The 26,719-nt window shown below is 66.0% G+C and carries 22 protein-coding genes and 1 pseudogene; 11 read left to right on the forward strand and 12 right to left on the reverse strand.

Annotated features, from left to right (window positions below; genetic code table 11):
• Window positions 1–73: 73 nt before the first annotated feature.
• The 4 genes from WKW80_RS19030 (at window position 74) to WKW80_RS19045 (ending at window position 3,909) form a co-directional block, all read left to right on the forward strand.
• Entirely contained in the window at window positions 74–1,675 is a 1,602-nt protein-coding gene (locus WKW80_RS19030; RefSeq protein ID WP_340365131.1) for a phospholipase D family protein, read from the forward strand.
• A gap of 72 nt (window positions 1,676–1,747) precedes the next feature.
• Window positions 1,748–2,200 carry a MarR family winged helix-turn-helix transcriptional regulator gene (locus WKW80_RS19035; protein ID WP_340365132.1) on the forward strand — a complete coding sequence of 151 codons (453 nt, stop codon included), beginning with the start codon at window positions 1,748–1,750 and terminating at the stop codon, window positions 2,198–2,200.
• Window positions 2,201–2,258: 58 nt separating this feature from the next.
• A complete protein-coding gene (locus WKW80_RS19040) occupies window positions 2,259–2,684 on the forward strand; it encodes an organic hydroperoxide resistance protein (RefSeq protein WP_340365133.1) in 426 nt (141 codons plus the stop codon).
• A gap of 121 nt (window positions 2,685–2,805) precedes the next feature.
• The gene (locus WKW80_RS19045) at window positions 2,806–3,909 is read left to right on the forward strand and encodes a DUF2855 family protein (protein ID WP_340365134.1); all 1,104 of its coding nucleotides are present in this window, start codon (window positions 2,806–2,808) and stop codon (window positions 3,907–3,909) included.
• 30 nt (window positions 3,910–3,939) lie between these two features.
• Here the strand turns inward: WKW80_RS19045 and WKW80_RS19050 are convergent, their stop codons facing one another.
• The 5 genes from WKW80_RS19050 to WKW80_RS19070 form a co-directional block, all read right to left on the reverse strand.
• Window positions 3,940–4,284: an L-rhamnose mutarotase gene (locus WKW80_RS19050; protein WP_340365135.1), complete on the reverse strand. Its 345-nt coding sequence runs from the start codon at window positions 4,282–4,284 to the stop codon at window positions 3,940–3,942.
• 16 nt (window positions 4,285–4,300) lie between these two features.
• Window positions 4,301–5,173, reverse strand: a complete 873-nt coding sequence (locus tag WKW80_RS19055) for an ABC transporter substrate-binding protein (RefSeq protein WP_422822923.1) — start codon at window positions 5,171–5,173, stop codon at window positions 4,301–4,303.
• Window positions 5,174–5,290: 117 nt separating this feature from the next.
• Complete coding sequence (locus WKW80_RS19060; RefSeq protein WP_340365156.1) at window positions 5,291–6,316, reverse strand: ABC transporter permease; 1,026 nt, start codon at window positions 6,314–6,316, stop codon at window positions 5,291–5,293.
• A gap of 5 nt (window positions 6,317–6,321) precedes the next feature.
• On the reverse strand, window positions 6,322–7,845 hold the full coding sequence (locus tag WKW80_RS19065; RefSeq protein ID WP_340365137.1) for a sugar ABC transporter ATP-binding protein: 1,524 nt from the start codon (window positions 7,843–7,845) through the stop codon (window positions 6,322–6,324).
• Window positions 7,842–8,714: an amidohydrolase family protein gene (locus WKW80_RS19070; RefSeq protein ID WP_340365138.1), complete on the reverse strand. Its 873-nt coding sequence runs from the start codon at window positions 8,712–8,714 to the stop codon at window positions 7,842–7,844. Before WKW80_RS19070 ends, WKW80_RS19065 begins: the two co-directional genes overlap by 4 nt.
• 114 nt (window positions 8,715–8,828) lie before the next feature.
• Here WKW80_RS19070 and WKW80_RS19075 point away from each other — a divergent pair, with 114 nt between their 5' ends.
• On the forward strand, window positions 8,829–9,857 hold the full coding sequence (locus tag WKW80_RS19075) for a serine/threonine protein kinase (protein ID WP_340365139.1): 1,029 nt from the start codon (window positions 8,829–8,831) through the stop codon (window positions 9,855–9,857).
• Here the strand turns inward: WKW80_RS19075 and WKW80_RS19080 are convergent.
• On the reverse strand, window positions 9,848–10,732 hold the full coding sequence (locus WKW80_RS19080) for a LysR family transcriptional regulator (protein ID WP_340365140.1): 885 nt from the start codon (window positions 10,730–10,732) through the stop codon (window positions 9,848–9,850). The genes WKW80_RS19075 and WKW80_RS19080 overlap by 10 nt on opposite strands.
• Window positions 10,733–10,824: 92 nt before the next feature.
• On the opposite strand from WKW80_RS19080, the gene WKW80_RS19085 reads away from it, so the two are divergent.
• From WKW80_RS19085 to WKW80_RS19105, 5 genes are all read left to right on the forward strand, one after another.
• On the forward strand, window positions 10,825–12,543 hold the full coding sequence (locus WKW80_RS19085) for an acyl-CoA dehydrogenase family protein (protein WP_340365141.1): 1,719 nt from the start codon (window positions 10,825–10,827) through the stop codon (window positions 12,541–12,543).
• A gap of 33 nt (window positions 12,544–12,576) precedes the next feature.
• Window positions 12,577–13,551 (forward strand): Bug family tripartite tricarboxylate transporter substrate binding protein, encoded by a 975-nt coding sequence (locus tag WKW80_RS19090; RefSeq protein ID WP_340365142.1) that lies wholly within the window; start codon window positions 12,577–12,579, stop codon window positions 13,549–13,551.
• 7 nt (window positions 13,552–13,558) lie between these two features.
• Window positions 13,559–13,969, forward strand: coding sequence for a PaaI family thioesterase (locus WKW80_RS19095; RefSeq protein WP_340365143.1), 411 nt, complete (start codon window positions 13,559–13,561; stop codon window positions 13,967–13,969).
• A gap of 219 nt (window positions 13,970–14,188) precedes the next feature.
• Entirely contained in the window at window positions 14,189–15,331 is a 1,143-nt protein-coding gene (locus WKW80_RS19100) for a CaiB/BaiF CoA transferase family protein (protein ID WP_340365144.1), read from the forward strand.
• A gap of 52 nt (window positions 15,332–15,383) precedes the next feature.
• On the forward strand, window positions 15,384–18,206 hold the full coding sequence (locus WKW80_RS19105) for a M16 family metallopeptidase (protein WP_340365145.1): 2,823 nt from the start codon (window positions 15,384–15,386) through the stop codon (window positions 18,204–18,206).
• Window positions 18,207–18,315: 109 nt separating this feature from the next.
• On the opposite strand, the gene htpG is transcribed toward WKW80_RS19105, so the two are convergent.
• Window positions 18,316–20,295 (reverse strand): molecular chaperone HtpG, encoded by a 1,980-nt coding sequence (gene htpG, locus WKW80_RS19110; RefSeq protein ID WP_340365146.1) that lies wholly within the window; start codon window positions 20,293–20,295, stop codon window positions 18,316–18,318.
• Between the two features lie 347 nt (window positions 20,296–20,642).
• Between htpG and WKW80_RS19115 the strand changes: the two are divergent.
• A pseudogene (locus tag WKW80_RS19115) lies at window positions 20,643–21,159 on the forward strand (hypothetical protein).
• Window positions 21,160–21,246: 87 nt separating this feature from the next.
• On the opposite strand, the gene WKW80_RS19120 reads toward WKW80_RS19115, so the two are convergent.
• The 5 genes from WKW80_RS19120 to WKW80_RS19140 all read right to left on the reverse strand — a co-directional run.
• Complete coding sequence (locus tag WKW80_RS19120) at window positions 21,247–21,564, reverse strand: PAAR domain-containing protein (RefSeq protein ID WP_340365147.1); 318 nt, start codon at window positions 21,562–21,564, stop codon at window positions 21,247–21,249.
• Window positions 21,506–22,918, reverse strand: coding sequence for a type VI secretion system protein TssL, long form (tssL, locus tag WKW80_RS19125; RefSeq protein WP_340365148.1), 1,413 nt, complete (start codon window positions 22,916–22,918; stop codon window positions 21,506–21,508). Before tssL ends, WKW80_RS19120 begins: the two co-directional genes overlap by 59 nt.
• A gap of 81 nt (window positions 22,919–22,999) precedes the next feature.
• On the reverse strand, window positions 23,000–23,284 hold the full coding sequence (locus tag WKW80_RS19130; RefSeq protein ID WP_340365149.1) for a PAAR domain-containing protein: 285 nt from the start codon (window positions 23,282–23,284) through the stop codon (window positions 23,000–23,002).
• 19 nt (window positions 23,285–23,303) lie between these two features.
• On the reverse strand, window positions 23,304–24,989 hold the full coding sequence (locus WKW80_RS19135) for an SEL1-like repeat protein (protein ID WP_340365150.1): 1,686 nt from the start codon (window positions 24,987–24,989) through the stop codon (window positions 23,304–23,306).
• 8 nt (window positions 24,990–24,997) lie between these two features.
• Window positions 24,998–26,719 (reverse strand): phospholipase D-like domain-containing protein (locus WKW80_RS19140; RefSeq protein WP_340365151.1); only part of this gene is annotated, 1,722 nt, incomplete at its 5' end.

Below are 26,719 nucleotides of genomic sequence, written 5' to 3' on the forward strand. Positions count from 1 at the left end.
GCCGGGCAGCCATCGCCCTCGACACCCTTGGCGCGATGCCTAGAATGCGCCAAATTGCTGTCAAGGAGCTGCGGTGAGAACAATATCCGTCGCGCGCGCATTTGCCGCGCTGTGCATTGCAGGCCTCCTCTCGGCCTGCTCCTCCTTGCCAGGCAACGTGGAGCGCACACCCACCAGGGCGTTGACCCAGACCGGCGACACCCGCCTTGGCCAGGCGGTGAGCAAACAGGTTGCAGCCCATCCACGGCAATCCGGCATCTATGCAATGCCGCTCGGAACCGAAGCTTTTGCCGCACGCATCGCGCTGGCGCGTGCGGCGCAACGCAGCCTCGACCTGCAGTACTACATCTGGCACCCGGACACGACCGGATCGCTGCTGTGGGAGGCCGTGTGGGACGCGGCCGAGCGCGGCGTTCGCGTGCGGATGCTCATCGACGACGCCAATACCAAGGGACTCGACCCGACGCTGGCCGCGCTGGATGCGCATCCGAACATCGAGCTTCGGCTCTACAACCCGTTTGCCAACCGGCGTTTCCGTGCAGGCGACTTTGCGACCGACTTTTCGCGCGTCAACCACCGAATGCACAACAAGTCGTTCACGGTGGACAACCAGGCCGCCATCGTGGGCGGCCGCAACATCGGCGACGAGTACTTCGGTGCCGACAAGACCGTCGGTTTCCAAGACCTGGACGTGCTGGCGATCGGATCCGTGGTGCAGGAAGTGTCGGACGAATTCGACTTGTTCTGGAACAGTGCCTCGGCCTATCCTGCAGCAAGCGTGATCCCACCGGCCGCATCCGACGGCGCTGCCCGCCTTCGCGAGAAGTGGCGCAGTGTGCATCAAAGCGAAGAGGCCAAGGGCTATATCGAGGTGGTGGAAAAAACCGCGCTGGTGAGGGAAATCATCGAGCATCGTGTTCCCTTCGAATGGACGACGGCGCATGTATTCCACGACGATCCGGCCAAGACCCTTTCGACAAGCGACAAGACCGAATACCAGATGCTCCCGGAGCTGGAAAGGGCGATGGGCAAGCCCGATCGGCAACTTGACCTGGTGTCGCCCTACTTCGTGCCCGGCCCGAACGGCACCGCAGGCCTTGTGGCCCTGGCGAAGCGCGGGGTCAAGGTGCGCGTGCTGACCAACTCGCTCTCGGCGACCGATGTGTCGCCGGTGCACGCGGGGTATTCCAAATACCGCAAGGAATTGTTGAAGGCCGGCGTCGTGCTCTACGAACTCAAGCCCGGCGCGGCCCTGCCGCCCACCAAGGACAACGACGAAGGTTCGAGGGGCCTTCCCGGCAGTGGAGGAAGCGGAAGCGGAAGTGGCAGCGGCGGCTCGGCGGCTGCGGCCCTGCATGCGAAGACATTCTCGAGAGACCGGAACCGCCTGTTCGTCGGCTCGTTCAATCTCGATCCACGCTCTGCGCGCCTCAACACCGAGATGGGCATGATCATCGACAGCCCGGTCCTCGCAAACACCCTCTCGACCACGCTGGATGGCCGCCTGCCCAACGAAGCGTACGAAGTGCGCCTGCTGCCCGACGGCGACAGCCTGGAATGGATCGAGCACGGTCCGCAGGGCGAGACGCGCTACACCACCGAGCCCGGCTCCACCGCCATGCGCCGCGGCTGGGTCGACTTCCTGCGGGTGTTGCCGATCGAGTGGATGCTGTAGCCACAGATCCGGAGGTTTCGACCTCTTACAATTAAGTTGCACACAATTTAATTGATCGCTACAATTCAGGCCATGCGCAACGCCCCCACCACCGACGAAATGCTGAAGCTCGACAACCAGCTCTGCTTCGCGGTGTATTCGGCGTCGCTCGCCATGACGCGCCTCTACAAGCCGCTGCTCGAAAAGCTCCACCTCACCTACCCGCAATACCTTGTCATGCTGGCGCTCTGGGAGCGCGACGGGTTGATGGTGTCGGAGCTTGGCACGCAACTGTCGCTCGACTCGGGCACGCTCACGCCATTGCTCAAGCGCCTCGAAGCCAACGGACTGGTCACCCGGCTGCGCGACGTCGCGGACGAACGCCGGGTGCACGTCACGCTGACGGCTGCCGGCCGCAAGCTCAAGGCAAAGGCGGCGAGCGTGCCGGCTTGCCTGCTGGCAGCAAGCCAGTGTTCGATCGATGAACTGGTTGACCTCACGCGGCAGTTGCGGTCACTGCGCGATCGCGTGAAGGCGGCTGCATAGATTTCTCCCACCACCGCTTCGACAGCGAAGCATTTTTTTCATCCACCCAAGGAACGACATGACCACCCAACTCGACAAGATTCTCTACACCGCCGAAGCCCACACCACCGGTGGCCGCGACGGCGCCGGCAAGTCCAGCGATGGCGCCATCGACCTCAAGCTGAGCTCGCCCGGTTCGGGCAAGCCGGGCACCAACCCGGAGCAACTCTTCGCGGTCGGCTATGCCGCCTGCTTCATCGGCGCCATGAAGGCTGTCGGCCCGAAGATCAGCGTGAAGGTGCCGGACGACGTGGCCATCGATTCCAAGGTTTCGCTCGGGCCGATCAACGGCGGCGCGGCCTACGGCATCGCGGTCACGCTGGGCATCACGCTGCCGGGCCTGGACGACGCGCAGAAGAAGCTGCTGGTCGAAGCGGCACACAAGGTTTGCCCCTACTCGAACGCCACCCGAGGCAACATCGACGTGAATCTCGAAATCGTCTGATCCGGCGCTGATTTCGAAGGCCCCGGCCGTCGCCCCCGCGGCGGCCGGGGCTTTTTTTTCGTGCGTTCGCCACCCGCCTGCGCTAATGTTCGCGATTGGCCGCCATCGCAGAAACCACCTCATGTCCACCACCACCCTCCTCACCCGCAAGGAAGCGCTCGCCACCACGCGCCTGCGCACCACCGCGGACGCGCCCATCGCCGCGGGCCAGGTGCGGGTTCGCATCGATGCCTTCGCCTTGACGGCCAACAACATCACCTACGCCGCATTCGGCGCGGCGATGAACTACTGGGAGTTCTTCCCGAGCCATGAAGAGGGATGGGGCGTGATTCCGGTCTGGGGCTTCGGCACGGTCGTGCAGTCGCTGAACCCGGGCGTGGCGGTCGGCGAGCGCCTCTACGGCTACTTCCCCATGGCCGACCAGGTGGTACTTCAGGCCGACCGGCTCCGCCCCGAAAGCTTCGTCGATGCCGCCGCGCACCGCGCCGAATTGCACGCTGTCTACAACCGCTACATGCGCTGCAGCGCCGATCCGATCTACACCGCGGACAGCGAGGATGTCCAGGCGCTCCTGCGGCCACTGTTCACCACCTCGTGGCTCATCGACGACTTCCTGGCGGAAAACGACTTCTTCGGCGCCGACACCGTGCTGCTGTCGAGCGCATCGAGCAAGACCGCCTATGGCACCGCATTCATGCTGGCGCAGCGGCCCGGCATCGATGTGATCGGCCTGACATCGCCCGGCAACAAGCTGTTCTGCGAGAGCCTCGGTTGCTACAGCCGCGTGGTCGGCTACGACGAGCTGGACCAGATCCCGACCGATGCAGCCTGCGTGTATGTCGACTTCGCCGGCAACGCCGCGATGCGGCTCGAAATCCACACGCGCTTCGTCAACCTGAAGTACAGCGGTTCGATCGGCGGCACGCACGTCGAGCACCTTGGCGGCGCGAAGGATTTGCCCGGCCCGCGTGCGACGCTGTTCTTTGCGCCGGCGCAGATCAAGAAGCGCACCGAGGAATGGGGCGCCGCCGGGCTGGGCGAGAAGCTGCTGACGTCGTGGCGGGCCTTCATCGCGCAGGTGACCGACCCGGCCGCGCCCTGGCTTGTGGCCGACCACCATCGGGGGCCCGAAGCCGTGCAGGCGGCCTACCTGGAGGTGCTCGGCGGGCGCAGCCACCCGCGCGTGGGGCACATGTTGTCGTTGATCAAGGGCAAGGCCGCGTAACGCCGCTCCGCGAAATCGCGCCGCAGGCCCCTATACCGGCGGCGACCTGAAGTCGAACACCTTCGCCAGCTCGATCCATTTCTTGCCCGCCGGCGTCCATGGCGTGGGCGCCTGGAACTTCCACATCAGCGCCTCCCACTCGGCCAGTACCGGATCGGACTCGCTGGCCGCCTGCATGCGCGCGGCGTCGTAGACCGCATCGTCGGTGTGCATCACCATGACCATGCGGGTGCCGAGCCGGTAGATCTTCATCTCGAGCACGCCGTGGCGCCGCAGGTGCGCCTGCACCTCGGGCCACACGGCGCGGTGATGCGCCTCGTACTCGGCGATCAGCGCCGGGTCGTCTTTCAGGTCGAGCGCGAGGACGTGCTGCATGCTTGCGCCGCACCGGTCAATCGTAGAGAACGGCCGCGATCTTCGGGTCGGCGATGTTGCTCTTGTCGTACCAGTAGAAGCCGGTGTCGATCACCTTGGGCAGCGTCTCGCCCTTGAGCGCCTTGACCGCCGCCTCGACGGTCTTGTAGCCGATGCCCACCGGGTTCTGCGTGATCGCGCCGGCCATGGTGCCGTCCTTGATCGCGTCCTTCTGCTGCTTGCCCGAGTCGTAGCCCACGATGACGATCTTGCGCTTGGTTTCCTTCGCGGCATTGACCACGCCGATGGCCGAGCCTTCGTTCGCGCCGAACATGCCCTTGAGGTTCGGCGAGGCCTGCAGGATGGACTTGGCGATCTCGGTCGACTTGAGCTGGTCGCCGCCGCCGTACTGCACGCTGACGATCTTGATGTTCGGGTAGGTCGACTTCATGCGGTCGAGGAAGCCATCGCGGCGGTCGATGCCGGTGCGGCTGGTCTGGTCATGCACCACCAGCGCGACCTCGCCGGACTTGCCGATCAGCTCGGCCATCTTGTCGGCGGCCAGCGCCGCGGCGGCCTTGTTGTCGGTGGTGGCGGTGGTCACGGGGATGTCGCTGTCGACGCCCGAGTCGAATGCGACCACGGGGATTTTCGCGGCCTGCGCCTTCTTCAGCAGCGGAATCGCGGCCTTGCTGTCGAGCGCCGCAAAGCCCAGCGCAGCCGGCTTCTTGGCGAGCGCGGCCGAGAGCATGTCGATCTGCTTGTCGACCATGGCCTCGGTCTCGGGGCCTTCGAAGGTGACCCTGACCTTGTAGTCCTTCGCGGCCTGGTCGGCGCCCTGCTTCACCGCTTGCCAGAACTGATGCTGGAAGCCCTTGGACACCAGCGGGATGTAGGTCTCCTGCGCCATCGCGACGCCGCTCAGGCCGAGGGTGGCGGCCAGCGCCGCGGCGAGGTTCACTGCTCTTCTCTTCATGCTTCGTGTCTCCTGTGGGTGAAAGAAAAACGCGCGTCGCCTGCTCGTCGCCTACTGCTTGCGGCGACGCAGGATGTCCATGTAGACAGCCAGGATGATGATCACGCCGGTCACCACCGTTTGCCACTCCTGCGCCACCGACATGATGCGCAGGCCGTTGGTCAGCACGCTCATGATGAAAGCGCCGATGATCGTGCCGATGATGGTGCCGGTGCCGCCGCTCAGCGACGTGCCGCCGATGACCACGGCCGCAATCGCGTCGAGTTCATAGCCCTGCCCCAGCGCCGGCTGCGCGGAGTTGAGGCGCGATGCAATCAGCAGCCCCGCGATGCCGCAGATGGCGCCGCTGACCGAATACACCACGATCTTCCAGAAGTCGACGTTCACGCCGGACAGGCGCACCGCCTCTTCATTGCTGCCCAGCGCAAAGGTGTAGCGGCCGAGCACGCTCTTGTTGAGCACGATGCTCGCGACGATGGCCACGTTGAACAGGATCAGCACCGCGTTCGGAATCGGCAGCGCGGGAATCAGCTCGCCGATCAGCGATTCCTGCGAGATGTAGGTGAAGCCCGGCGTGTCGTTGAAGTAGATCGGCTTGGTGCCCGAGATGACGAGCGACAAGCCCTTGAGCAACATCATCATGCCCAGCGTGGCGATGAACGGCGGCACCTTGAGCTTGGCGATCAGCACGCCGGAGGTGAACCCGCACAGGGCACCGAAGAAGATCGACGCAACGATGCCGAGCGGGAGCGGCAGGCCCCAGTAGGTGAGCACCACGCCGGCCATGACCGCGCAGAAGGTCATCATGGTGCCGACCGACAGGTCGATGCCCCCGGTGACGATCACGAAGGTACAGGCAATCGCCAGCACACCGTTGACCGCGGTGGCCTGCAGGATCGCGACCATGTTGTCGGTCTGCATGAAGTTCGACGAGGCGAAGCTGAAGAAGATCATCAGCACCAGCAAGCTCGCGAAGGCCAGCAGCTTCTGCCGTGTCGCAGGGCGGAACAGGCGGGCCGCAATGCCGGTAGGCGAGGCCGTGGTCGTCGATGGGGTTGCGGCGGTGTGGTCGGCCATGGTGCTCAAGCGGCAAGGGCGGCGAGTGTCGCGCTTTCGCGCAGGGTTGCCAGGTGCATGATCTTTTCCTGCGTGGCCTCGCTGGCCTTCAGCTCGCCCGTGACGCGGCCCTCGCACATCACGAGGATGCGATGGCTCATGCGCAGCACCTCGGGCAGCTCCGACGAGATCATCACGATGGCCTTGCCCTGGGCGGCGAGCGCATGGAGCAGCTTGTAGATCTCGCTCTTGGCGCCGACGTCGATGCCGCGCGTGGGTTCGTCGAAGAACAGGATGTCGCAGTCGCGCAGCAGCCACTTGGCGATCACGATCTTCTGCTGATTGCCGCCCGACAGCAGCCGCACGAGTTGCTGCACCGAAGGCGTCTTGATGCTGAGCTGCCGGACGTAGTCTTTCGCGGTTTTCTCGATCGCAGCCTGGTCGAGGAACATGCCTGCATTGGTAAAGCGCTGGAGACTCGACAGCACCACGTTGGTCTCCACGTCCAGGCCCGTCGCGAGGCCGAAATGCTTGCGGTCTTCCGAGAGGTAGCCGATGCCATGGCCGACCGCATCCTGCGGCGAGCGGATCGTCACGCGCTTGCCGTGCACCTCGATCTCTCCGGCATCGATGGCGTCCGCGCCGAACACGGCGCGAGCCACCTCGGTGCGGCCCGCGCCCATGAGCCCCGCGAAGCCCAGGATCTCGCCCTTGCGCAACGTGAAGGCCACGTCCTTGATGGCGACCCCCCGCTTCAGGCCCCTCACCGTGAGCACGATCGGATTGCCCGAGGTATCCGGAATGTCCGGCACTTCCTGGCTGAGCTCCCGGCCGACCATCATGCTGATGATGGACGCCATCGGCGTGGTCGCCATCGGCACCGTCGCGATGTACTGGCCGTCGCGCATGATCGTCACGCGGTCGGCGATCTGACGCAGCTCGTCCATCTTGTGCGAGATGTAGACGACACCCACGCCTTCGCCCCGCAGCTGCCGCACCACGCGGAACAGCTCCTCGATCTCGGCGTTGTTGAGCGCGGCTGTGGGCTCGTCCATGATGAGCACGCGCGAGTCGAACGACAGCGCCTTGGCAATCTCGACCATCTGCTGCTTCGCCACCGTGAGGTCGCCGACCAGCGTGCGCGGGTCGAGTTGCAGCCTCAGCCGCTGGAAGATCGTTTCGGCCTTGGCATTGAGCGCGGGTTCGTCGAGGAACATGCCGAAGCGCCCGCGCGGCTCGCGGCCGATGAAGATGTTCTGCGCGGCGCTCAGGTGGTTCATCAGGTTGAGTTCCTGATGCACGATGCCGATGCCCAGCGCCTGCGCGGCGCGCGGGCTTTCGACATCCACCGCCTGGCCATCGACGAGGATCTCGCCTTCATCCTTCCGATAGACGCCGGCCAGCACCTTCATCAGCGTCGACTTGCCGGCGCCGTTCTCGCCCATCAGCGCATGCACTTCGCCAGGCAGCAATTCGAACTGCGCCCGGTCGAGCGCTCGCACGCCGGGGAAGGATTTGCTCAGGTTGCGGATGACGACGATCGGGTTCATGCGGGCATCGCATCCAGTCCGTAGAAACGCGCGGCGGTGCCGTGCCAGACCTGGGCCTGCTCGTCGGGCGCAAGCTCGCCGATCAGGCTGTCGGCGACACCAATCCAGGTCGCATAGTCGCTCGCCAGGTTGAGTACCGGCCAGTCGCTGCCCCACATGAGCCGGCCGGGGCCGAAGCAATAGAGAAGATGGTTCCACGCCGGGCGCAGTTCGGCGGCGCCGGCCGATGCGGGCGCCTCCGTGAGCAGGCCGGAAAACTTGCAAACCACTTGGGGAAATGCGGCCAGCTCGGCCATCTGCCGACGCCACAAACCGGCCCCTTCGGTGTCCCAGCCGCTGTCGAACCGCGGCTTGGCGGCGTGGTCGATGACTACCGGCAACTCGGGCCAGGACTCGACGAACTGCAACAGTGCGCCCAGATGCTGCGGCTTCACCAGTGCATCGAAGCGCAAGCCCAGGCGCTGCATCGCCCTGACCGTGTCCGCATGCGGCGCATGGACGATCCAGTCGGGCGAGGGGATGTCCTGCAGCATGGGCCGCACGCCCTTCAGGCGCGGATGCTGCCCGACCCACCGCGCCAGGGTCGACGCGGATTCGGCACGGCTCAGGTCGACCCACCCGACCACGCCGCCGATGAATGCGGTCGATGCCGCGAGGCTCAGCATGAAGTCTGTTTCGGCTTCGGTGGGCGCGGCTTGCACCAGCACGGTTTGCGTGATGCCATGGGCCTGCAGGAGGCCTTGGAGGTCCGCCGGCATGAAGTCCCGGTACAACGGTGCGAGGTCCGCGGCGTCCGCACGCAGCCACCCATAGTCGCCCCTCGCGGGTCGCCAGAAGTGTTGGTGCGCATCAATCCGCCGGATCGTCATGGCCGGCAAATTATTGTGGAACGCACCTCTGCGCGGGGGATCGTGGCGCTAGGACTTACCCGCGCCGATACCCGCAGGCAAGTCGCCTTGCAGGCGGGGGCGACAATCGGCCCCATGTCAGCATCCAACGCGCTCGCGCACCCCTACGAGTCACTCACACCCGACGTGGTGCTCGACGCACTCGCGACGCTCGACCTGCACGGCGACGGCCGCCTGCAGGCGCTCAGTTCGTACGAGAACCGCGTCTATCAAATTCATCTGGAAGACCGCCTCGTGGTGGTCGCCAAGTTCTACCGGCCGGGGCGCTGGAGCGAAGCGCAGATCCTGGAAGAGCATGCGTTCTCGGCCGAGCTCACCGCGGCCGAAGTGCCGGCCGTCGCGCCATTCGAGCTGAAGGGCAGCACGCTGCACCAGCATGCGGGCTTTGCCTTCAGCGTCAGCCCCTATCGCGGCGGCCGGCCGCCCGAGCTGGATGATTTCGAAGTGCTCGAATGGGTTGGCCGGTTCCTGGCGCGCATCCACACGGTCGGCGCAAAGCAGTCCTTCAGGACGCGGCCTGCGCTGGACCTGCGGAGCTTCGGCATCGCGTCGCGCGACTGGCTGCTGAAGCACGACAAGATCCCGCTCGACGTGCAAGGCCTGTGGGAGAAGCATTGCAACGAGGCGCTGGACATGATCGCCGCGACCGCACTCGCGACAGATGCCAAGGGGGCGCTCGGCAATGAATTCAAGAGCCTGCGCATGCATGGCGATTGCCACCCCGGCAACATCCTCTGGACGCCGACCGACCGGCCCGACGGCGGCCCGCATTTCGTCGATCTCGACGACGCGCGCACGGGCTTCGCGGTGCAAGACCTGTGGATGCTGCTTTCGGGCGATCGCTCGCAGCGCACCGGTCAACTGAGCGGCCTGCTCGATGGCTATGAACAGTTCCGCGAGTTCGACCGGCGCGAGCTGGCGCTGATCGAGCCGCTGCGCACATTGCGCCTCATCCACTACAGCGCCTGGCTCGCGCGGCGCTGGGAAGATCCGATCTTTCCGATCAACTTCCCGTGGTTCGGCAGCAGCGACTACTGGAAAGGACAGATCCAGATGCTGCAGGATCAGTGCGAGGCGATGGCGGAAGAACCGCTCTACGCCTGAACGGCCTTCTGCACAAGGCGCAGGAAGTTCTGCACCACCGCGTTGTCGGGCCCGCTGCGCCACACGCAGTAGGCGTCCGACCCCGCGACCTCTTCTTCGAGCGGCCTGAACACGGCGCCGCGCAGCGCCGCGTGTTGCAACGCACTGGGCACCAGGGCCACGCCCATGCCTTGCGACACCAGCGAGACAACCGAAAGCCAGTGCCGCACCTCGTGCCGCACCTCGGGCCTGAATCCGGCACCTGCGCAGATCGAAAGGATGCGCTCGTGGTAGTCGGGCGAGGCTTCGCGCGAGAACAGCACGAAGGGTTGGTCGCGCAGGCTTGCGAGGCCCACCGTTCGGCGCCTTGCCAGCCGGTGCGAAGCCGGCATGCACACCATGAACGGCTCCGACAGCAACAGCACTTGCTCCAATTCCTCCGGCATGCGGCTCGTGTGGACGAAGCCGACGTCCATGCGGTCATGAAGCAACTCGGTGATCTGCTGGCCCGAGTTGAGTTCCGACAGCGACACGCGCACGGCCGGGTGCGCCGCCTGAAAGGCTGTCAGCGCCTGCGGCAAGCCGCGATACAGCATCGCGCCGACAAAACCGATCCGCAGCCGTCCGGCCGAACCCTTGGAAACATCGCGTGCTTCGAGCGCGGCTTCCTCGGCCTGGCGCAGCAGTGTCTGCGCGGAGAGGCGAAGGGCGTCGCCTGCCGGCGTGAGGCGGACCGCTTTGCTGTTGCGCTCGAACAGCCTGGCGCCGACCGACTCTTCGAGCTGCCGGATCGCCACGCTCAACGGTGGCTGCGAAATCGACAAGCGCCGTGCCGCCCGGCCGAAGTGAAGCTCCTCGGCCAGCACCGTGAAGTAACGAAGGTGGCGCAGTTCCATCGATAGGCCAATCAAATCAAGTAACTCAAATTCAATATTAGACAGATATCGTCGCGCCGCCAACAATGCGGCCGACAAAGGAGACAAACGAGATGGCCCCCATCCCCGCCTCAGCCGCCCCAGCCGCCCACCCCGTGCCCGACCGCCACGGCCAGAACCTCTTCACCACCGACACCGAGCTGCACAAGCTGCTCGCGCTCTACCTGCCCGCCGACCTGCTGCGCCACATGCAGCCGCACTTCGAGCGCCTCGGCGCGCTGGCCGGCGGACCGCTCGACGAGCTGGCCCACATCGCCGACACCAATCCGCCGACGCTTTCGCTGCGCACCCGCACCGGCATCGACGACCAGCGCGTCGACAAGCACCCCGCCTACGTCGAGATGGAGCGCCTGGCGCTCAGCGAGTTCGGCCTGGCCGCCATGTCGCACCGCGAGGAGACGCTGGGCTGGAAGGGCAAGATGCCGCCGCTGGTCAAGTACGTGCTGACCTACCTGTTCGTGCAGGCCGAGTTCGGCCTGTGTTGCCCGGTGTCGATGACCGACTCGCTGGCGCGCACGCTGAAGAAGTTCGGCAGCCCCGAGCTGGTCGAGCGCTTCCTGCCGCGCTTCCAGTCGGTCGACTTCGACACGCTGGCGCAAGGCGCGATGTTCATGACCGAGCAGGCCGCCGGCTCCGACATCGCCGCCACGGCGACCAGCGCCGCACAGGACGAATCGGGCCAGTGGCGCCTGAGCGGCGACAAGTGGTTCTGCTCCAACCCCGACGCCGATTTCGCGATGGTGCTGGCGCATGTCGAAGGCGCGCCCGCGGGCATGAAGGGCGTGTCGCTGTTCCTGCTGCCGCGCCGGCTCGGTGACGGTTCGCACAACCACTACCGCATCATCCGCCTGAAGGACAAGATGGGCACGCGCTCGATGGCCAGCGGCGAGATCCGGCTCGAAGGCGCCATCGCCTACCTGGTCGGCGAACAGGGCCGCGGCTTCGTGCAGATGGCCGACATGGTCAACAACTCGCGCCTGTCGAACGGCGTGCGCGCCGCGGGCCTGATGCGCCGCGCCTGTGCCGAGGCCGAATACATCGCGAGCGAACGCCGCGCGTTCGGCAAGCGCCTGGCCGACATGCCGCTGATGCAGAAGCAGTTGCAGAAGCTGCGCCTGCCCGCCGAACAGGCGCGCACGATGGTGTTCCAGACGGCGCAGGCGCTGATGCGCTCCGACGGCGGCGAGGCGGCGGCCTATCCGCTGCTGCGCATCCTCACGCCGCTCATCAAGTTCCGCGCCTGCCGCGATGCGCGCAAGGTCACCGGCGACGCGATGGAAGTGCGCGGCGGCTGCGGCTACATCGAGGAGTGGTCCGACCCGCGGCTCGTGCGCGATGCGCACCTGGGCTCGATCTGGGAAGGCACCAGCAACATCGTCGCGCTGGACGTGATCCGCGCGGTCACGCGCGAGAACTCGCTGCCCGCATTGCGGGCGCACTTCGGCGCGCTGCTCGACGATGCGCCGCTGGCGCCCGCTTTCGCGAAGGCGCTGCGCGAGGCACTGGATCGCGCCTGCGCCCTGGCCGCCAACGCCTCGGCGGCCGCGAAAGACGGCGACGTGATCGCGCGCCAGGCCGCTTCCGCCCTGTACCACACCTGCAGCGCCATCGCGATGGCCTGGGAAGGCGCGCGCGCCGGCTCGGTCCAGCGCGTCGAATGGGCGCAACTCGTGTTGCTGCACCGCGTGCTGCCACGCGATCCGCTCGCGCCCTCGGGCATCCCGGCCGACTGGACCCTGCCCGAACCGACCACAGCCACCGTCGCGGTCTGATCGACTGAACACAAGATAACCGGAGACAAATTCATGCGCCTGCTCAACACCCTCCTCGTCGCCTGCATCGCCGCGCTGCCGCTGCTGCCTGTCGCCCACGCCGACAGCTTCCCTGACAAGCCGATCATGCTGGTCATCCCGTTCCCGCCCGGCGGCCCGACCGACACGATGGCGCGCACGCTGGCCGGCGAGATGAAAGACCGCCTCGGCCAGCCGATGATCGTGGAGAACCGCGCCGGCGCAGGCGGCAACATCGGTGCCGAATACGTGTCGCGCGCCGCGCCGGATGGCCAGACCCTGCTGTTCGGCACCTCGGGCCCGTTGGCCATCAATTCGAGCCTCTATCGCAAGATCAACTACGACCCGGCGAAGAGCTTTGCACCTATCATCCAGGTCGGCCACCTGCCCAACATCCTGGTCGTCAACCCGAGCGTTCCGGCCAACAACGTGAAGGAACTCATCGCGTATGCCAAGGCCCATCCCGGCAAGCTCAGCTATGCCTCGTCGGGCAATGGCGCCTCCTCGCACCTGGCCGGCGTGATGTTCAATTCGATGGCCGGCGTGGACCTGCAGCACATTCCCTACAAGGGCACGGGCCCGGCGTTGACCGACCTGCTCGGCGGCCAGGTCAGCATGAGCTTTACCGACGTTCTCACCGCCATGCCCTACATCAAGTCCGGCAAGCTGCGCGCACTCGGCGTGACCACCGCCGCGCGCTCGCAGGCGCTGCCCAATGTGCCGACGGTGGCCGAGCAAGGCGTGCCGGGCTACGACGTGAGCGTGTTCTTCGGCATCGTCGCACCGGCCGGCACGCCGCCCGACCGCATCGCCAGGCTCAACAAGGCATTCATCGAAGTCCTGGCCACGCCCAAGGTCAAGCAACTCTTCGCATCGCAGGGACTGGAACCGGCGCCGTCCAACGCGCCGGACCAGCTCGGCAAGTTCATCAGCCTGCAGATGACGAAGTGGGCGGGTGTCGTCAAGCAGTCGGGCGCGCAACTCGACTGACCCCGCCATGAAGCCCTTCGAGAACGAAGCGTCGGGCATGCTCTTCGGGCTGCCCATGCCGATGGCCAAGGCATTCGGGCTGCGTGCGGAGCGCATCGCCGGCGACCAGGCCAGCGTGCGCATGCCGCGCAACGACCTGCACACCAACAGCCGCGGCGAAGTGCATGGCGGCGCGCTCGCGGTTCTGCTCGACTGCACGCTGGCAAGCGCCGCGCGTGCGCATGCACCGACGCGCTTCGGCGTCATCACAGTCGACATGTCCCTGCATTTCCTCGCGCCGTGCAGCGGCGACGTGATCGCCACCGCCACCTGCGAACGGCGCGGCCGCTCACTGTGCTTCGTGCGCGGCGAGGCCCGCGACACGAACGGCACGCTGCTCGCGCTCGCCACGGGCACCTTCAAGCTCATGGAGAAATGAAACACCCCCGAAGCGCCTGCGGCGCCTCCCCCTCGAGGGGGCGCACCTGGCGGCCCGGCAAAGCCGGTTCCGCGGGTGCCCACGAACAGACTTCGCTGTGCTCGTCCTGGGCATGCGTCGCGGGTCCCGCGGTAGCGTGGCGGAAAACTGAAATGAAACACCCCCGAAGCGCCGGCTTCGTGCGTCGCGGGTCATTCGATAACGTGGTGGAAAACTGATATGAATCCGACCCCCAATACCGGTGCACTGGCGGGCATCCGCGTGCTCGACATCTCGCGCATCCTCGGCGGGCCGTACTGCGGCCAGATCCTCGGCGACCACGGCGCCGACGTGCTCAAGGTCGAGCCGCCGCAGGGCGACGACACGCGCACCTGGGGTCCGCCCTTTCGCGACGGCGTGGCCTCGTACTACCACGGGCTCAACCGCAACAAGCGCACCATGTCGCTGGATCTCGGCAGCGAAAGCGGCCGCGAAGCCTTGCTGGCGCTGGTGGCCGAGGCCGACGTGCTGATCGAGAACTTCAAGACCGGCACGATGGAGCGCTGGGGCATCGGCTACGACGAGTTGTCCAAGCGCTTCCCCGGGCTGGTCTGGTGCCGCGTCTCGGGCTTCGGCGCCGATGGCCCGCTGGGCGCGCTGCCGGGCTACGACGCCGCCGTGCAGGCGATGACCGGCATCATGAGCATCAACGGCGAAGCCTCGGGCGACCCGCTGCGCGTGGGCCTGCCGGTGGTCGACATGGTGACCGGGCTCAACGCGGTGATCGGCGTGCTGCTCGCACTGCAGGAGCGCCAGCGCAGCGGCAAGGGCCAGTTCGTGGAAGCGGCCTTGTACGACAGCGGTCTCTCGCTGCTGCATCCGCACGCGGCCAACTGGTTCATGGACGGTCGCAAGCCCAAGCGCACCGGCAACGCGCATCCCAACATCTACCCCTACGACGCGCTCAACACCGGCACCGATCCGATCTTCCTCGCGGTGGGCAACGACCGGCAGTTCGCCAGCTTCTGCCGCTGCATCGGCGTCGCCGAACTCGCGGAAGACCCGCTGTACCGCGATGCGGGTTCACGCTCGGTGAACCGCGAAGGGCTCAAGCAGATCCTCGAAGCCAGGCTGGCCTCGTTCGACGGCCGAAAGCTCGTCGACGAACTGATGGCCGCCGGCGTTCCCGCTGCGCCGGTGCTGCCCGTCGATGCCGCGCTGGAGCACCCGCACACAGCCCACCGCGAGATGGTGGTGGAGATGGAAGGCGGCTACCGCGGCATCGGCGCGCCGGTGAAGCTGAGCCGCACGCCGGCAAGCTATCGGCATGCGCCGCTCACGCCTGGCGACGGCTTCCTGGAGGTGCCTGAGGGAGCGCCCTGATCCGCTCGTCGTCCTCCCTGGTGTAGATTTCAATGCACCCAATGGGGAGACCATGACGAGACTGACGAAACTACTGGGCGCCTTGCTGGCGCCCTTGTTGATGGTGCAGGTGCAGGTGGCATTCGCGCAGACCCGCACATCCTTGCCCGCATCCAGCGGCCTGCAGGAAGTGCGCAAGGTCGAGGGCATCACCGAATACGCGCTGCCCAACGGGTTCCATCTGCTGCTCGCGCCTGACAACTCCAAGCCCACCACCACCGTCAACCTCACCTACCGCGTGGGCAGCGGCCACGAGAGCTATGGCGAGACGGGCGCCGCGCACTTGCTCGAACACATGCTGTTCAAGGCCAGCGCCACCGTCGAGGATCCGAAGCTGGAAATGACCCGGCGCGGCGCGCGGTGGAACGGCACCACCTGGCTCGATCGCACCAACTACTTCGCCACCTTCGGTACCGACCCTGAAACGCTCGACTGGATGATCGGCTGGCTGGCCGAATCGATGACGCAGGCGAAGCTCCGAAAGAGCGACCTCGACAGCGAGATGACCGTCGTGCGCAACGAACTCGAGCGCGCCGACAACGTGCCCTCCGCCGTGCTGGGCAAGCGCATGGTGTCGGCGGCCTATGACTGGCACGGCTACGGTCACCACACGCTCGGCGCGCGCTCGGATGTCGAGAACATTCCAATCGAACGCCTGCGCGCCTTCTATGCGCGGCACTACCGGCCCGACAACGCCGTGCTGGTGGTCGGCGGTCGCTTCGACACGGCGGCGGTCCTTGCCAGGGTTGCCAACGCATTCGGGCCGGTTGCAAAGCCGGCTACACCCATCGAGGCAAGCTACACCGCGGAGCCGGCGCAGGACGGCGAGCGCAGCGTCACCGTGCGGCGCGTGGGCGGCAACGCGATGGTTTCGGTGATGTACCACGTGATGCCCGCCACCTCACGCGAATTCGCCGCCGTGGTCGTGCTGGCGCAAGCGCTCGGCGCGGACAGCGGACCGCTGGGCGAGGCGCTGGTGCGCCGCGGCACCGGCGTCACGCAGGCCAGTCATGCGACGCCAACGCGCGAGCCCGGCTATCTCATGGCAGGCATCACGCTCGCCGAAGGCACCGACGAATCCGCCGCGACGCAAGCCGGCCAGGCCCTGGCACGCACCATGGAATCGCTGCGCCTTACAGAATCGCAGGTGACGTTGGCGCGCGGCCAGGCCCTCAAGGGCATCAACGACTCCCTGCGCAATCCCGAGAGCCTGAGCCTCGGCCTGAGCGAATCGATCGCGCGCGGCGACTGGCGCCTGTGGTTCGCCATGCGTGACTGGATCGAAGGCGTCACGCTGGCCGACGTGCAGCGCGTTGCCGCCACCTGGCTGCTGCCATCGAACCGGACCACCGGCACCTACCTGCCCGCCCGCGAACTGCCGCCGCGTGCACCGCTTGCACCGGCCGTCGATGTGGCGAACGAGTTGGCCGACTACAAGGGCAAGGTCCTCGCGGCGTCGCCCATCGCCGACTTCGAACTGACCGTGCCGAACATCGAGGCGCACGCCGTCTACCGCCAACTGGCCGTCCAGGGCCAGCCGGGCCTCAAGCTGGTGATGCTGCCGCGCCCGATGAAGGGCGATCGCGTGACCGGCACGCTGCGGCTGCACTGGGGCAGCGCCGAAAGCATGAACGGCCAGAGCGTCGTCGCCAGCACTGTCGGCTCCATGTTGATGAAGGGCACGCGCAGCAAGACTGCCGACGACATCACCAAGGCGCTGCTCGCGCTCGACGCGCGGCTCACCATCAACTCGGGCGCTGGCGGGCTGACCGCCAATTTCGAATTGCCCGCCGGCCAGCTCGCCGACTTCACTGCGCTGCTGTCGGAGATGCTCCGCGAACCGCGCTTCGACGACACGGCGTTCAAGCAGGTGAAAGACGTCGCGCTCACGACGATGAGGAACAACCGCTCCGATCCCGCGGCAGTCGCCGGGAACGCGTTGCAACAGGTCTTCGCCGCAGCCGCGACGGACCAGGCCGCGCGCGATGCGGGCCGCTACCCGGTCGGCGATCCGCGCACCGCGCGCAGCTTCGACGATTCGGAAGCGCAGACGCGCGCCATGACCATCGCCCAGCTGCGCACTTTCTGGACGCGATTTGCCGGCGCGCTTTACGGCGAACTGGCGCTGATCGGTCCGGTGCAACCGGACGAGGTCACCGCGCAATGGCAGAAGGAATTCGGCGAATGGAAGAACCAGGAGCCGTATCGCCCCTGGTTCTTCGAATGGCCCACCGATCTCGACCGCATTCCGCGGGCCGCGCCGCTGCAGCTTGCGGACAAGGCGAATGCCAGCTACATCGCGCGAATCCCGCTGGCGATGAACAGCGACTCGGCGGACTACCCGGCACTCTTCACCGGTGTGCAGATGCTTGGCGGACGCGCCGGCGGCACCGCCCTGTGGAAGCGCGTGCGCGAGGAAGAAGGCCTGAGCTACGGCGTCGGCAGTTCGCTGAACGTGCCTTCGTACAGCACGCTCGTGCCGGGCGGCCAGGCTGCGTCGATCACCATCTCGGCGAGCTTCGCGCCGCAGAACCGCGACAAGCTGCACACCGTCATCCGCGACGAACTGGCCAAGCGCGCCGCCACCGGATTCAGCAGCATGGAGGTCGCCTTTGCGCGCCGCGCCATCCTCAGTTCGAGGGCCGAGCAATTGGCCCAGCCCGCCAACCTCGCCGGGATGCTCGCCAGCTACCTGCGCGACGGATACGACATCCGGCGCTACGCGCAGTTCAATGCCGCCTACGAGAAGATCGATGCGGACTCGGTGAACGCGGCGCTGCGGAAGTACCTGCTCGTGGACCGCATGGTCGAGGTCACGGCAGGCAGCTTCCAGTGAAACGGTGCGCGGTGCGGGCAGCGGCAGGACTTCGTCGTGAACCGGCGGTGGCCATGGCGCTCCCCTGAATGACGGCCGGACTCATCAGTTCCGGCCGTCGCACCTGTTGCTAGACCAGCAAGGCGTTGACGCGGCGCACATAGGCGGCCGGATCCTGCGGCAGCCCGCCCTCGGCCAGCAGGGCCTGATCGAACAGGATGTTGGCCAGGTCGTCGAAATGTGCCGAGCCTTCCAGTTTCTTGACCAGCGGATGCTCGGCGTTCACTTCGAGCACCGGCTTCAGGTCGGGTGCGGGCTGGCCGGCCTGCTTCAGCATGCGCGCGAGTTGCGTGCTCATGCCGCCGTCCTTTACCACCAGGCAGGCGGGTGAATCGACCAGGCGGGTGGTGACGCGCACGTCGTCGGCCTTGTCCTTCAGCGTTTCCTTCAGGCGATCGAGCACGGGCTTGAAGGTCTCGGCAGCGGCTTCGGCGGCCTTCTTCTCTTCCTCGTCCTGCAGCTTGCCGAGATCGACCGCGCCCTTGGCCACGCTTTGCAGCGGCAGGCCGTCGAACTCGTGCAGGTAGCTCAGCGCCCATTCGTCGACACGGTCGGTCATCAGCAAGACCTCGATGCCCTTCTTCTTGAAGAGTTCGAGCTGCGGGCTGTTCTTCGCGGCGGCGAGGGTGTCGGCCGTGATGTAGTAGATCGCGTCCTGGCCTTCCTTCATGCGGGCCTTGTAGTCGGCCAGGCCCACGCTCACGGTGTCGGTGGTGCTGGAGGCAAAGCGCAGCAGCTTGGCGATGCGGTCGCGGTTGCCGAAGTCTTCGCCCAGGCCTTCCTTCAGCACGGCGCCGAACTCGGCATAGAACTTCGCGTACTTGCCGGCGTCTTCCTTCGAAGTCTCTTCGTCCTTCTTGTCGACCACGTCGGTGACTTCCTCGGTGGATTCCGGCGCGGCGGGCGCGGAGGCAGCAGCCGCCTGCTTGTTCGCCATGTCCTCCAGCATCGACAGCACCCGCTTGGTGCTGCCCTCGCGAATCGCCTTCACGTCGCGGCTTTCCTGCAGCAACTCGCGGCTCACGTTGAGCGGAAGATCGGCCGAGTCGATCACGCCCTTGACGAAGCGCAGGTAGCTCGGCAGCAATGCCTCGGCGTCGTCCATGATGAACACGCGCTTGACGTAGAGCTTGAGGCCCGCGCTCTTCTCGCGGTTCCACAAATCCATCGGTGCCTTCGACGGGATGAACAGCAACTGCGTGTATTCGGTGCTGCCCTCGACGCGGTTGTGGCTCCAGGCCAGCGGCGCCTCGTAGTCGTGGCTGATGGTCTTGTAGAACTCGCTGTACTGCTCGGGCGTGATGTCTTTCTTGGCACGCGTCCAGAGCGCGCTGGCCTTGTTGACCGGCTCCCATTCGCCGGTCTTGACCATGTCGCCGGGCTGGTCGTTCTCGCCCTCCTTCCATTCCTCTTTTTCCATGAGGATCGGCAGCGAGATGTGGTCGGAATACTTGCCGATGACCTGCTTGAGCTTCCACGCGTTGAGGTACTCCTCGGCATCCTCGCGCAGGTGCAGCGTGACGCTGGTCCCGCGCTGCGGGCGGTCGATGGTCTCGACCTCGAAGTCGCCGGCGCCGCCGCTGGCCCAGCGCACGCCTTCGCCCGCGACCATGCCGGCGCGGCGCGATTCCACCGTGATGCGGTCGGCCACGATGAAGCCCGAATAGAAGCCCACGCCGAACTGGCCGATGAGTTGCGCGTCGGCCTTCTGGTCGCCGCTGAGCTTGCTCATGAAGTCCTTGGTGCCGCTCTTGGCGATGGTGCCGAGGTTGTCGATGGCTTCCTGCTTGCTGAGCCCGATGCCGTTGTCGGCGATGGTCAGCGTGCGGGCGGCCTTGTCGAACGAAACGCGCACTTCGAGGGTGGGCGCGTCTTCGTACAGGCCGGCGTCATTGATTGCCTCGAAGCGCAGCTTGTCGCACGCGTCGGACGCGTTCGAGATCAGCTCGCGCAGGAAGATTTCCTTGTTCGAGTAGAGCGAATGGGTGACGAGGTGGAGCAGTTGGGCCACTTCGGCCTGGAAGGGGAGTTTGGTGCTGGCGCTGGTCATGAGAAGAAAAAAAAAGTTGTTTGTCGATGTTCAGGGTGGCGCAAGGCCAAGCCGCATCGCAGGTGATGGCGGGCTTCGGTATTTTCAACTGTGGCGGACCCCTGTCGGTTTCAGGGCGCAAATCGCACTTGCCCGGAGGGTGCGTCGGTTCCCTCGACGGAAGTGTGTCAAGTTGTAGCACGCGTCTTTGGCGATCGGTTGCCGCGGCCTAGCGTTCGGCGGCTCCATGAACGCAGCGCCTCCACGACGGACTTCGCGGCGCAGCGCGAAAGGCAGGCGCTGGTCAGGCAGACGTAGGATTCAATCGCCAAGCTGCGATGTCGAACCCAACTTCCACAGGGAAATCCATGACATTCGCGCCCGCCAGATCGCTGCTCGCCGCAGCCTGCTTCACGTTCACCGCCCTCGCCGCGCACGCCCAGGCGCCCGCCGACGCACCGCCCGGCACGACGGTGCAATGCAAACTCCTACGCGAGCCCCGACACCAAGTCGGGCGCCTGCCGCGGCCACAAGGGCATCAAGACGTGGTTTGGCAAGCCCGCTGGCGCCGCACCCGCCGCCGCAGCGGCCACCGCCGCAGCGCCACCCGCAGCCGCCCCCGCTGCACCCGCCGCTGCGGCCGCCCCCGCAATGGCCAAGCCCGCCACCACGGCAAAGGCACCGGCCGCAGCCGACAAGACGGCGTCGATGGCACAGGCCCCGGGTGGCGGCGCCGGCAAGGTGTGGGCCAATGACGAGACCAAGATCTACCACTGCATGGGCGACCGCTACTACGGCAAGACCAAGAAGGGCGAATACCTGACCGAGGCCGACGCCAAGGCCAAGGGCATGCACGCGTCGCACAACAAGCCCTGCGGCGCGTAACAACGCTGCGACTGGCATCGGGCAATGCGCGGGACGCCACGGAACCGGCTTTCCGGGGCGGACGGCGACGATTCGCGAGTCACCAACTCACCCCACCGTCTTGCCGATGGAGCCGATCAGCACCGAGCCGCACTTCGTGCGATGTCCTTCGAGCGCCACCGGTCGGCCGCCAATCCCGTAGCCGGCCTCGCCCTCGATGATCTTGTTGACGCCGTGCAGCGGACAGTCCACCTCGTCGCCGAGGCGTGCGATGGGCCGGTCCTGCACGGTGTCGTTGTCGGCACCCGTGATGACCTTGCCGCCGTGGGTGGTGGTGTCTCCTCTCCCACCAGGATCACGCGCCTGCTCATGGCGTGCTCCTTTCCACCGGCGCCGCCGCCCGGCGGCCTGGCCCTGCCGGTGCATCGCCCTGCGTCACCACGATGTCCACCCGTCGATTGCGCGCCCGGCCGGCAGCCGTGGTGTTGTCCGCCAGCGGCTGCGTGTCGCCCATGCCCTCCACGACGAGGCGCTCCGACGCCACGCCGCTGGTCTTGAGCACCTCCGCCACGGCGGCGGCGCGCCTCTCGCTCAGCGCCTGGTTGTCGGCGAACAGGCGCGTCTTGATCGGCCGGTTGTCCGAATGCCCGGTGATCCGCACCGTGCCCGCGACCTCGTTGATCTCGTTCGCCACCTTGGCAATCGTCTGCACAAGCTTCGCGTTCACCTGTGCTTGCCCGGGCACGAACATGTCGTCGCCCTTGAAGCTGACGGCACTGTGCGCGTCGTCCTCTTCCACACTCACCGTGCCGCGCGCGATTTCCGGGGCGAGCAATTCCTTCAGGCGCAGCGACTTGTGCACGGGCGCGGGCGGCGGACGCAAAGCGCCGATCGCGCGTAGACCCGTTTCCACCTCATTGGTCTTCTGCACCAGCCGGTACTTGTACCAGGAGAACTGCGCCAGCAACACCAGCGACAGCAGCGATACCGTGACCCATACAGGCACCGTGCGCAGCAGCCGAAACTTGCCCACGCTGCCCACCCCCTTCCAGTGCGGCGAAAGGTCGCGCGGCACTTCGCCGCGCGCGGCCATCACGATCTCGTAGAGGCGGTGACGGATGGCATCGTGATCGCGCCGGCCATTGGGGAGCGAGCGATAGCGGCCCTCGAAGCCCAGCGACAGCACGAAGAACAGCAGATCGATCAGATCGATGTGCTCCTGCGGCGAGGCGGCCAGGTGACCGATGAGCAGGAAGACCTTCTCTCCGCCAGCCGTGTCTTCGTGAAACTGCTGCGCCAGCGGATTCGTGGACCAGGCGCCGGTCTCCGCGCCCGACCCGCCGCCCCACGGCTTGCGCTGGACAGCCTCGTCGATGGCGGTGGTCAACGCATAGCTCGCGGCCACCATGTGCTCGTGCTTGATTTGCGCGCTGGTGCAGATCGACTGGAAGGTGGTGACCTCCCGCGTCAGCAGGCGACGAAACACATCGAGCTGCGTTGCATCGAGCTCCTTGGGCATTTCGCACAGCACGCGAATCAGCGGCTGCGCCGCTTCGAGCAATGGGTTGACGGCAGCCTTCACAGCCTTGAGCCGCTCCTCGTAGAGGGGCTCGGGCACCAGCTTCACCGCCGAAGGCGCAGACGGTGACGGGTTGCCCGTATCTGCGCGGTCTTCGGAACCTGGCTCTTCTTGAGGTGAGCCAATCGCCGGAGCCATGCGCGCGCGAGCGGCGCCGCGCCAGAGCGTCGGCTTGACCGGCGTTGTCGAGTCTTTATTCATCTGCACACGATCGTCAAAGGGAAAGGGAAAGGCGAAGGGGCGCCCGCCGGCGCGTGGCCGCCGGACGCAAGAGCATTCGGTTCAAACGGGCGCCGATGCGCTGCCGGTGCCGATCAACCTGCAGCCGCACTCCGTCCTGTGGCCTTCGAGGGCCACGGGAATGCCGTCCAGCTTGTAGCCGTCACTGCCCTCGATGATCGGATTCACCCCGTGGAGCCTGCCGTCGGGGTACTTGCGCGGGCAATCGACCAAATCGCCCTTGCGCGCGATCGGCTTTCCCATGAGCAGGCGCTTGAGGTCGCCGGTGATGACGACGCCTTCGTGGTCGGTCGGGTCGCCGACCCTGATGATTCTTCTGCTTTGCATTTTTCTCCCTGGGTGTGGATCAAGCCAGCGGCTTGCCCTGCTCGTCGTGCAGATCGGTCAGCGTGATCTGCTTGCCCACGGGGGCGGGCTGGTTGGCGTTGTCGGCCCACAGCCACTGAACCTGATTGGGGTCGATGTCCAGATGCACGTCGCGCGGATCGGGGAAGGGCTGGCCCTTCTCGACGTAGGCCTGACGGTTCACGTCATGAAACACCGTGGCGAGCACGTGATCGCCTTCGATTTGAGGCTCCCAGATGCCCGTGCGCGGGCAGGGCCGGCCACCCCGGCAGATGACCAGCGGCATCGGGATGCGGCTCATGCGGGCGATGCCGCGAGCGACTTCGATGGGCGGCGCAGGGTCGGCCAGCTTGACCAGCTCGCCCATGTAGTGCCATCGCACGCCCAGTACCTTGGCGTACTCGCCGAGGCTGCGGCGGTCGGGCGTATCGAACGCTTCGCCTTGCGCATAGCGCAGTGCCACCTGACGGCTGTTCCACTCGCGCTGGAACTCTCGCACCGATTGGGTCAGTTGGGCGAGCCAATAGCCGGAGTACAGCGCTGTCTGACCATTGAGCAGAGGTGTCATCTGCGCCTGACGGCGGTCGAACTTGCCGTGCCACTCGGCGGCGGGGATCAGGGGCGTCTGCGGCAGCGCGTAGCCCTGCGGGATGTGGGCACGCCCGGTGTGCTGCGAGCCAGCGGTGGGCTGAACCGCCGGCGCGGGCATGATCTGCTTGGCCGCGTCGATGAGTCTCTGCGGATCGCTCATGTCCCACTGGGGGAGCTTGGCGGGTGGCAGTGGCAGAACCTTGTCGAGGTTGGGAAAGCGCAGGTCGGGGTTGTGGTATAGGGCATCCACAAAGGCCATGTAGCGGTCTTCCCGACCGGGGTCAGGGGATGGGCCGCCCTTTGACATCTCTGCGCCACCGAAGATCGAGGAGAGAACGCCCGCACTTCTCTCGTTACCGAATTTGACCCCCTGATGGAAGACTCGAATTGCTTTATCGTAGTCTCGATTCACAACGAGGTATTCAAGTCCTAATTCGTGGGCAGCCTTGCCATTGCCCTGCGCAAAGGCGCACTCCAGCATCTTGATCCCGATGGACTCGTTACTCCACATGCCAGCCTTGGGGTTGTCGTAGCCACCGAGCAGGGCTGCTCCCAGAAACGCTTGCGCACTCGGACTGCCCATGTCCGCAGCCAGCTCCCAGAACGCGTAGGCGCGGCTGGTGTCACCGTTCACGCCGAGCCCTCGCTGGTGATACGTGCCCATCGCATCGAAGGCCGCCGGAATGCCCAGCTTCATCGCCTCCTCCACGATCTGGATGGCACGCTCGGTGTCTCGCGGCACCACGTAGGGCTCCCTGCCGTCACCCTCGATCAACACACCGGCCAGATTCATCATGGCCTTCCAGTGCTTGCGCTCGGCCGCTTTCTGCCACAACTCCACCGCCTTCGGGTAGTTGCGCTGGTTGGGCCACAGGTCACGGCTGGTGACGCGAAGGCCCTCCTGGAACCACGTCTCGGCCTGCGCATCGATGGGCGGCACCGCATCGGCCTCGTGCTTAAAGGTGAAGTCCTTGCGGTGCGGGTCGAACGCCTTCAGGGACATGTTGCGTGGCAGTGGAGGGATGACTGGAGAAGACATGGGGCAGGCTGTGAGGGTGAGCAGGCAGGTGAGAAGAAGGAGCGCGAGACGAATCATTGGCAGCCCTAGCCGTGGCGGAAGTAGATTTCACGTTTGTCTTGGAAGGGAATCACAAAGCCGGTGATCGAATCCTTTAGGCCGCGGTCGACGATCTTCTTGTTGTTCTCCATCACCGTCTGCCAGCTTTCGAAAGCCTTCTTGATCGCCTCCGGCCCACCTTCGCCGCCGGCCGATTTGTTGTAGTTCCCTGCGTGCATCGTCCACACCCGCTGCCTCAACTCCTTGGCCTTCAGATGGTCATCCGTGACCATGTTGAGCTCACTGTCCACCGCCATGCTGCGCACGTTCAAGTTGGCGCTGCCCAGCGTGAAGACCGCGTCGTCGATGAGCATCAGCTTGCTGTGGATGTAGATCTGCCTGAAGTCCTGCTCGGGCCTGGGCATGGGCTTGCCCCTGTTCTGCGTGACCAGCCGCGCGAGCAGCACCTTCAGGCCCAGGTCTTTGAGCTCACCGGTCTTGTGGTTCTTGTCGGGCTCCTTGACTTGTCGCGCACTGTCGTACACCGGGCTCCACGCGGGCGCGTTGTCAGGGTCCATGCGCTTGTCCGCCGGCAGCGACTCCCAGCGCTTCCATTCGTCCTCCCTGGCGTCCATGGCCTTTTTCTGATTCGGCATGCTGTCGGCCTCACCGAGGCTTTTGACCATGTCGTAGGTCCGGGGAACCATGCCGTCGTCCTCGGGCCAGGGGATGACGGCGATCAGGTGCAGGAGCTTGCTCTGCTGTGGTGATGCGCCGGCCTGCTGAACGCCGTTCATGAAGTCGATTCGCATCTTCTTGAGATGGCGCACCCAGCTCTCGTAGTAAAAGTACTGGTTCTCGATGTAGATGTAATTGCGCGCGAAGCTGGTGGCCTGCCAGTAGACGTTCTTGATGGTCTTGTCGGCGTTCTCTTGTGGCTGGGTGCGCACGATCTGAATGCCCGACCCCGGACTGGCGCAATGCTTGAGTTGGGCGGGCAGGTTGTCGCCGTCGTCGGCGCGTCGCTTGCCGCCCGCGCGCACCCATGCCTTGATGAAGTTGCTGTGAACGCCTTGCAGCGCCGGGCCACGAATGCGGCTGGCGTAGTCCTGGTAGGGGTCGCGGCTGACGGGGCGGTTGCGGGGCAAGGCCTGGGCCGTTTGGGTCTTGCGCCCCCAGTCGACTTCGCGCAGCGGGGTGTCGAACAGGTGTTCTTCACTGTCCCAGTAGTCGGTTGTGCTGTTCAGGCCCATGACAAAGCCAACGGCCTTTTCTCCGTCTTTCCAGGCGTAGTCGATGAGGATGGTCTTCTGGTGGTGCGTCGCGTTGTCTTCGAGCAGGCTCTTCTCATTGACCAGGCCGCCATGGCTCGGCGCGGCGGCGCTGGGCGGGTCTTCCTTGCTGTCTTGTTTGACGAGACTTTTCTGGACATCTGCGGTGGCGCTGCCGCCGCGCAGCTTGAGTTCGATGCGCGTGCGGGTGTCGCCCTTGTCGACGGGCCCCATGACGTCGCGCCACCATTCCACGCAGTTGTCGTGGCGCAGTTGTTCGGCGGTGCGCCAGTCTTTCGCTCCGAAGACGGGCGGCGGGCTGTCCAGGCCCACGGCGCTTCTTTTCTCGCGCGTGGTGGCGGGAACACCGGCCGCGTGGGTCACGCCGCCCCCACGCTGGGCGCCGGTGTAGCCGGGCATGTTGTTCTGGACGGCGCTGGCCAGCTTGTCATACCAGACCAGCAGGCGAACCCTCACGCCGCGCCCCGCCGCCGCATG

The organism is Variovorax humicola, assembly GCF_037889915.1.
GTDB classification, from domain to species: domain Bacteria; phylum Pseudomonadota; class Gammaproteobacteria; order Burkholderiales; family Burkholderiaceae_C; genus Variovorax; species Variovorax humicola.

Coding starts and splice junctions, on each gene's coding strand:
- WKW80_RS19090 (WP_340365142.1), top strand. CDS start 12,577: ATGCGCCTGCTCAACACCCTCCTCGTCGCCTGCATCGCCGCGCTGCCG.
- WKW80_RS19065 (WP_340365137.1), bottom strand. CDS start 7,845: ATGAACCCGATCGTCGTCATCCGCAACCTGAGCAAATCCTTCCCCGGC.
- WKW80_RS19085 (WP_340365141.1), top strand. CDS start 10,825: ATGGCCCCCATCCCCGCCTCAGCCGCCCCAGCCGCCCACCCCGTGCCC.
- WKW80_RS19045 (WP_340365134.1), top strand. CDS start 2,806: ATGTCCACCACCACCCTCCTCACCCGCAAGGAAGCGCTCGCCACCACG.
- WKW80_RS19070 (WP_340365138.1), bottom strand. CDS start 8,714: ATGACGATCCGGCGGATTGATGCGCACCAACACTTCTGGCGACCCGCG.
- WKW80_RS19050 (WP_340365135.1), bottom strand. CDS start 4,284: ATGCAGCACGTCCTCGCGCTCGACCTGAAAGACGACCCGGCGCTGATC.
- WKW80_RS19100 (WP_340365144.1), top strand. CDS start 14,189: ATGAATCCGACCCCCAATACCGGTGCACTGGCGGGCATCCGCGTGCTC.
- WKW80_RS19060 (WP_340365156.1), bottom strand. CDS start 6,316: ATGGCCGACCACACCGCCGCAACCCCATCGACGACCACGGCCTCGCCT.
- WKW80_RS19080 (WP_340365140.1), bottom strand. CDS start 10,732: ATGGAACTGCGCCACCTTCGTTACTTCACGGTGCTGGCCGAGGAGCTT.
- WKW80_RS19105 (WP_340365145.1), top strand. CDS start 15,384: ATGACGAGACTGACGAAACTACTGGGCGCCTTGCTGGCGCCCTTGTTG.
- WKW80_RS19040 (WP_340365133.1), top strand. CDS start 2,259: ATGACCACCCAACTCGACAAGATTCTCTACACCGCCGAAGCCCACACC.
- WKW80_RS19135 (WP_340365150.1), bottom strand. CDS start 24,989: ATGATTCGTCTCGCGCTCCTTCTTCTCACCTGCCTGCTCACCCTCACA.
- WKW80_RS19055 (WP_422822923.1), bottom strand. CDS start 5,173: ATGGCGCAGGAGACCTACATCCCGCTGGTGTCCAAGGGCTTCCAGCAT.
- WKW80_RS19075 (WP_340365139.1), top strand. CDS start 8,829: ATGTCAGCATCCAACGCGCTCGCGCACCCCTACGAGTCACTCACACCC.
- WKW80_RS19035 (WP_340365132.1), top strand. CDS start 1,748: ATGCGCAACGCCCCCACCACCGACGAAATGCTGAAGCTCGACAACCAG.
- WKW80_RS19130 (WP_340365149.1), bottom strand. CDS start 23,284: ATGCAAAGCAGAAGAATCATCAGGGTCGGCGACCCGACCGACCACGAA.
- WKW80_RS19120 (WP_340365147.1), bottom strand. CDS start 21,564: ATGCACCGGCAGGGCCAGGCCGCCGGGCGGCGGCGCCGGTGGAAAGGA.
- tssL (WP_340365148.1), bottom strand. CDS start 22,918: ATGAATAAAGACTCGACAACGCCGGTCAAGCCGACGCTCTGGCGCGGC.
- htpG (WP_340365146.1), bottom strand. CDS start 20,295: ATGACCAGCGCCAGCACCAAACTCCCCTTCCAGGCCGAAGTGGCCCAA.
- WKW80_RS19095 (WP_340365143.1), top strand. CDS start 13,559: ATGAAGCCCTTCGAGAACGAAGCGTCGGGCATGCTCTTCGGGCTGCCC.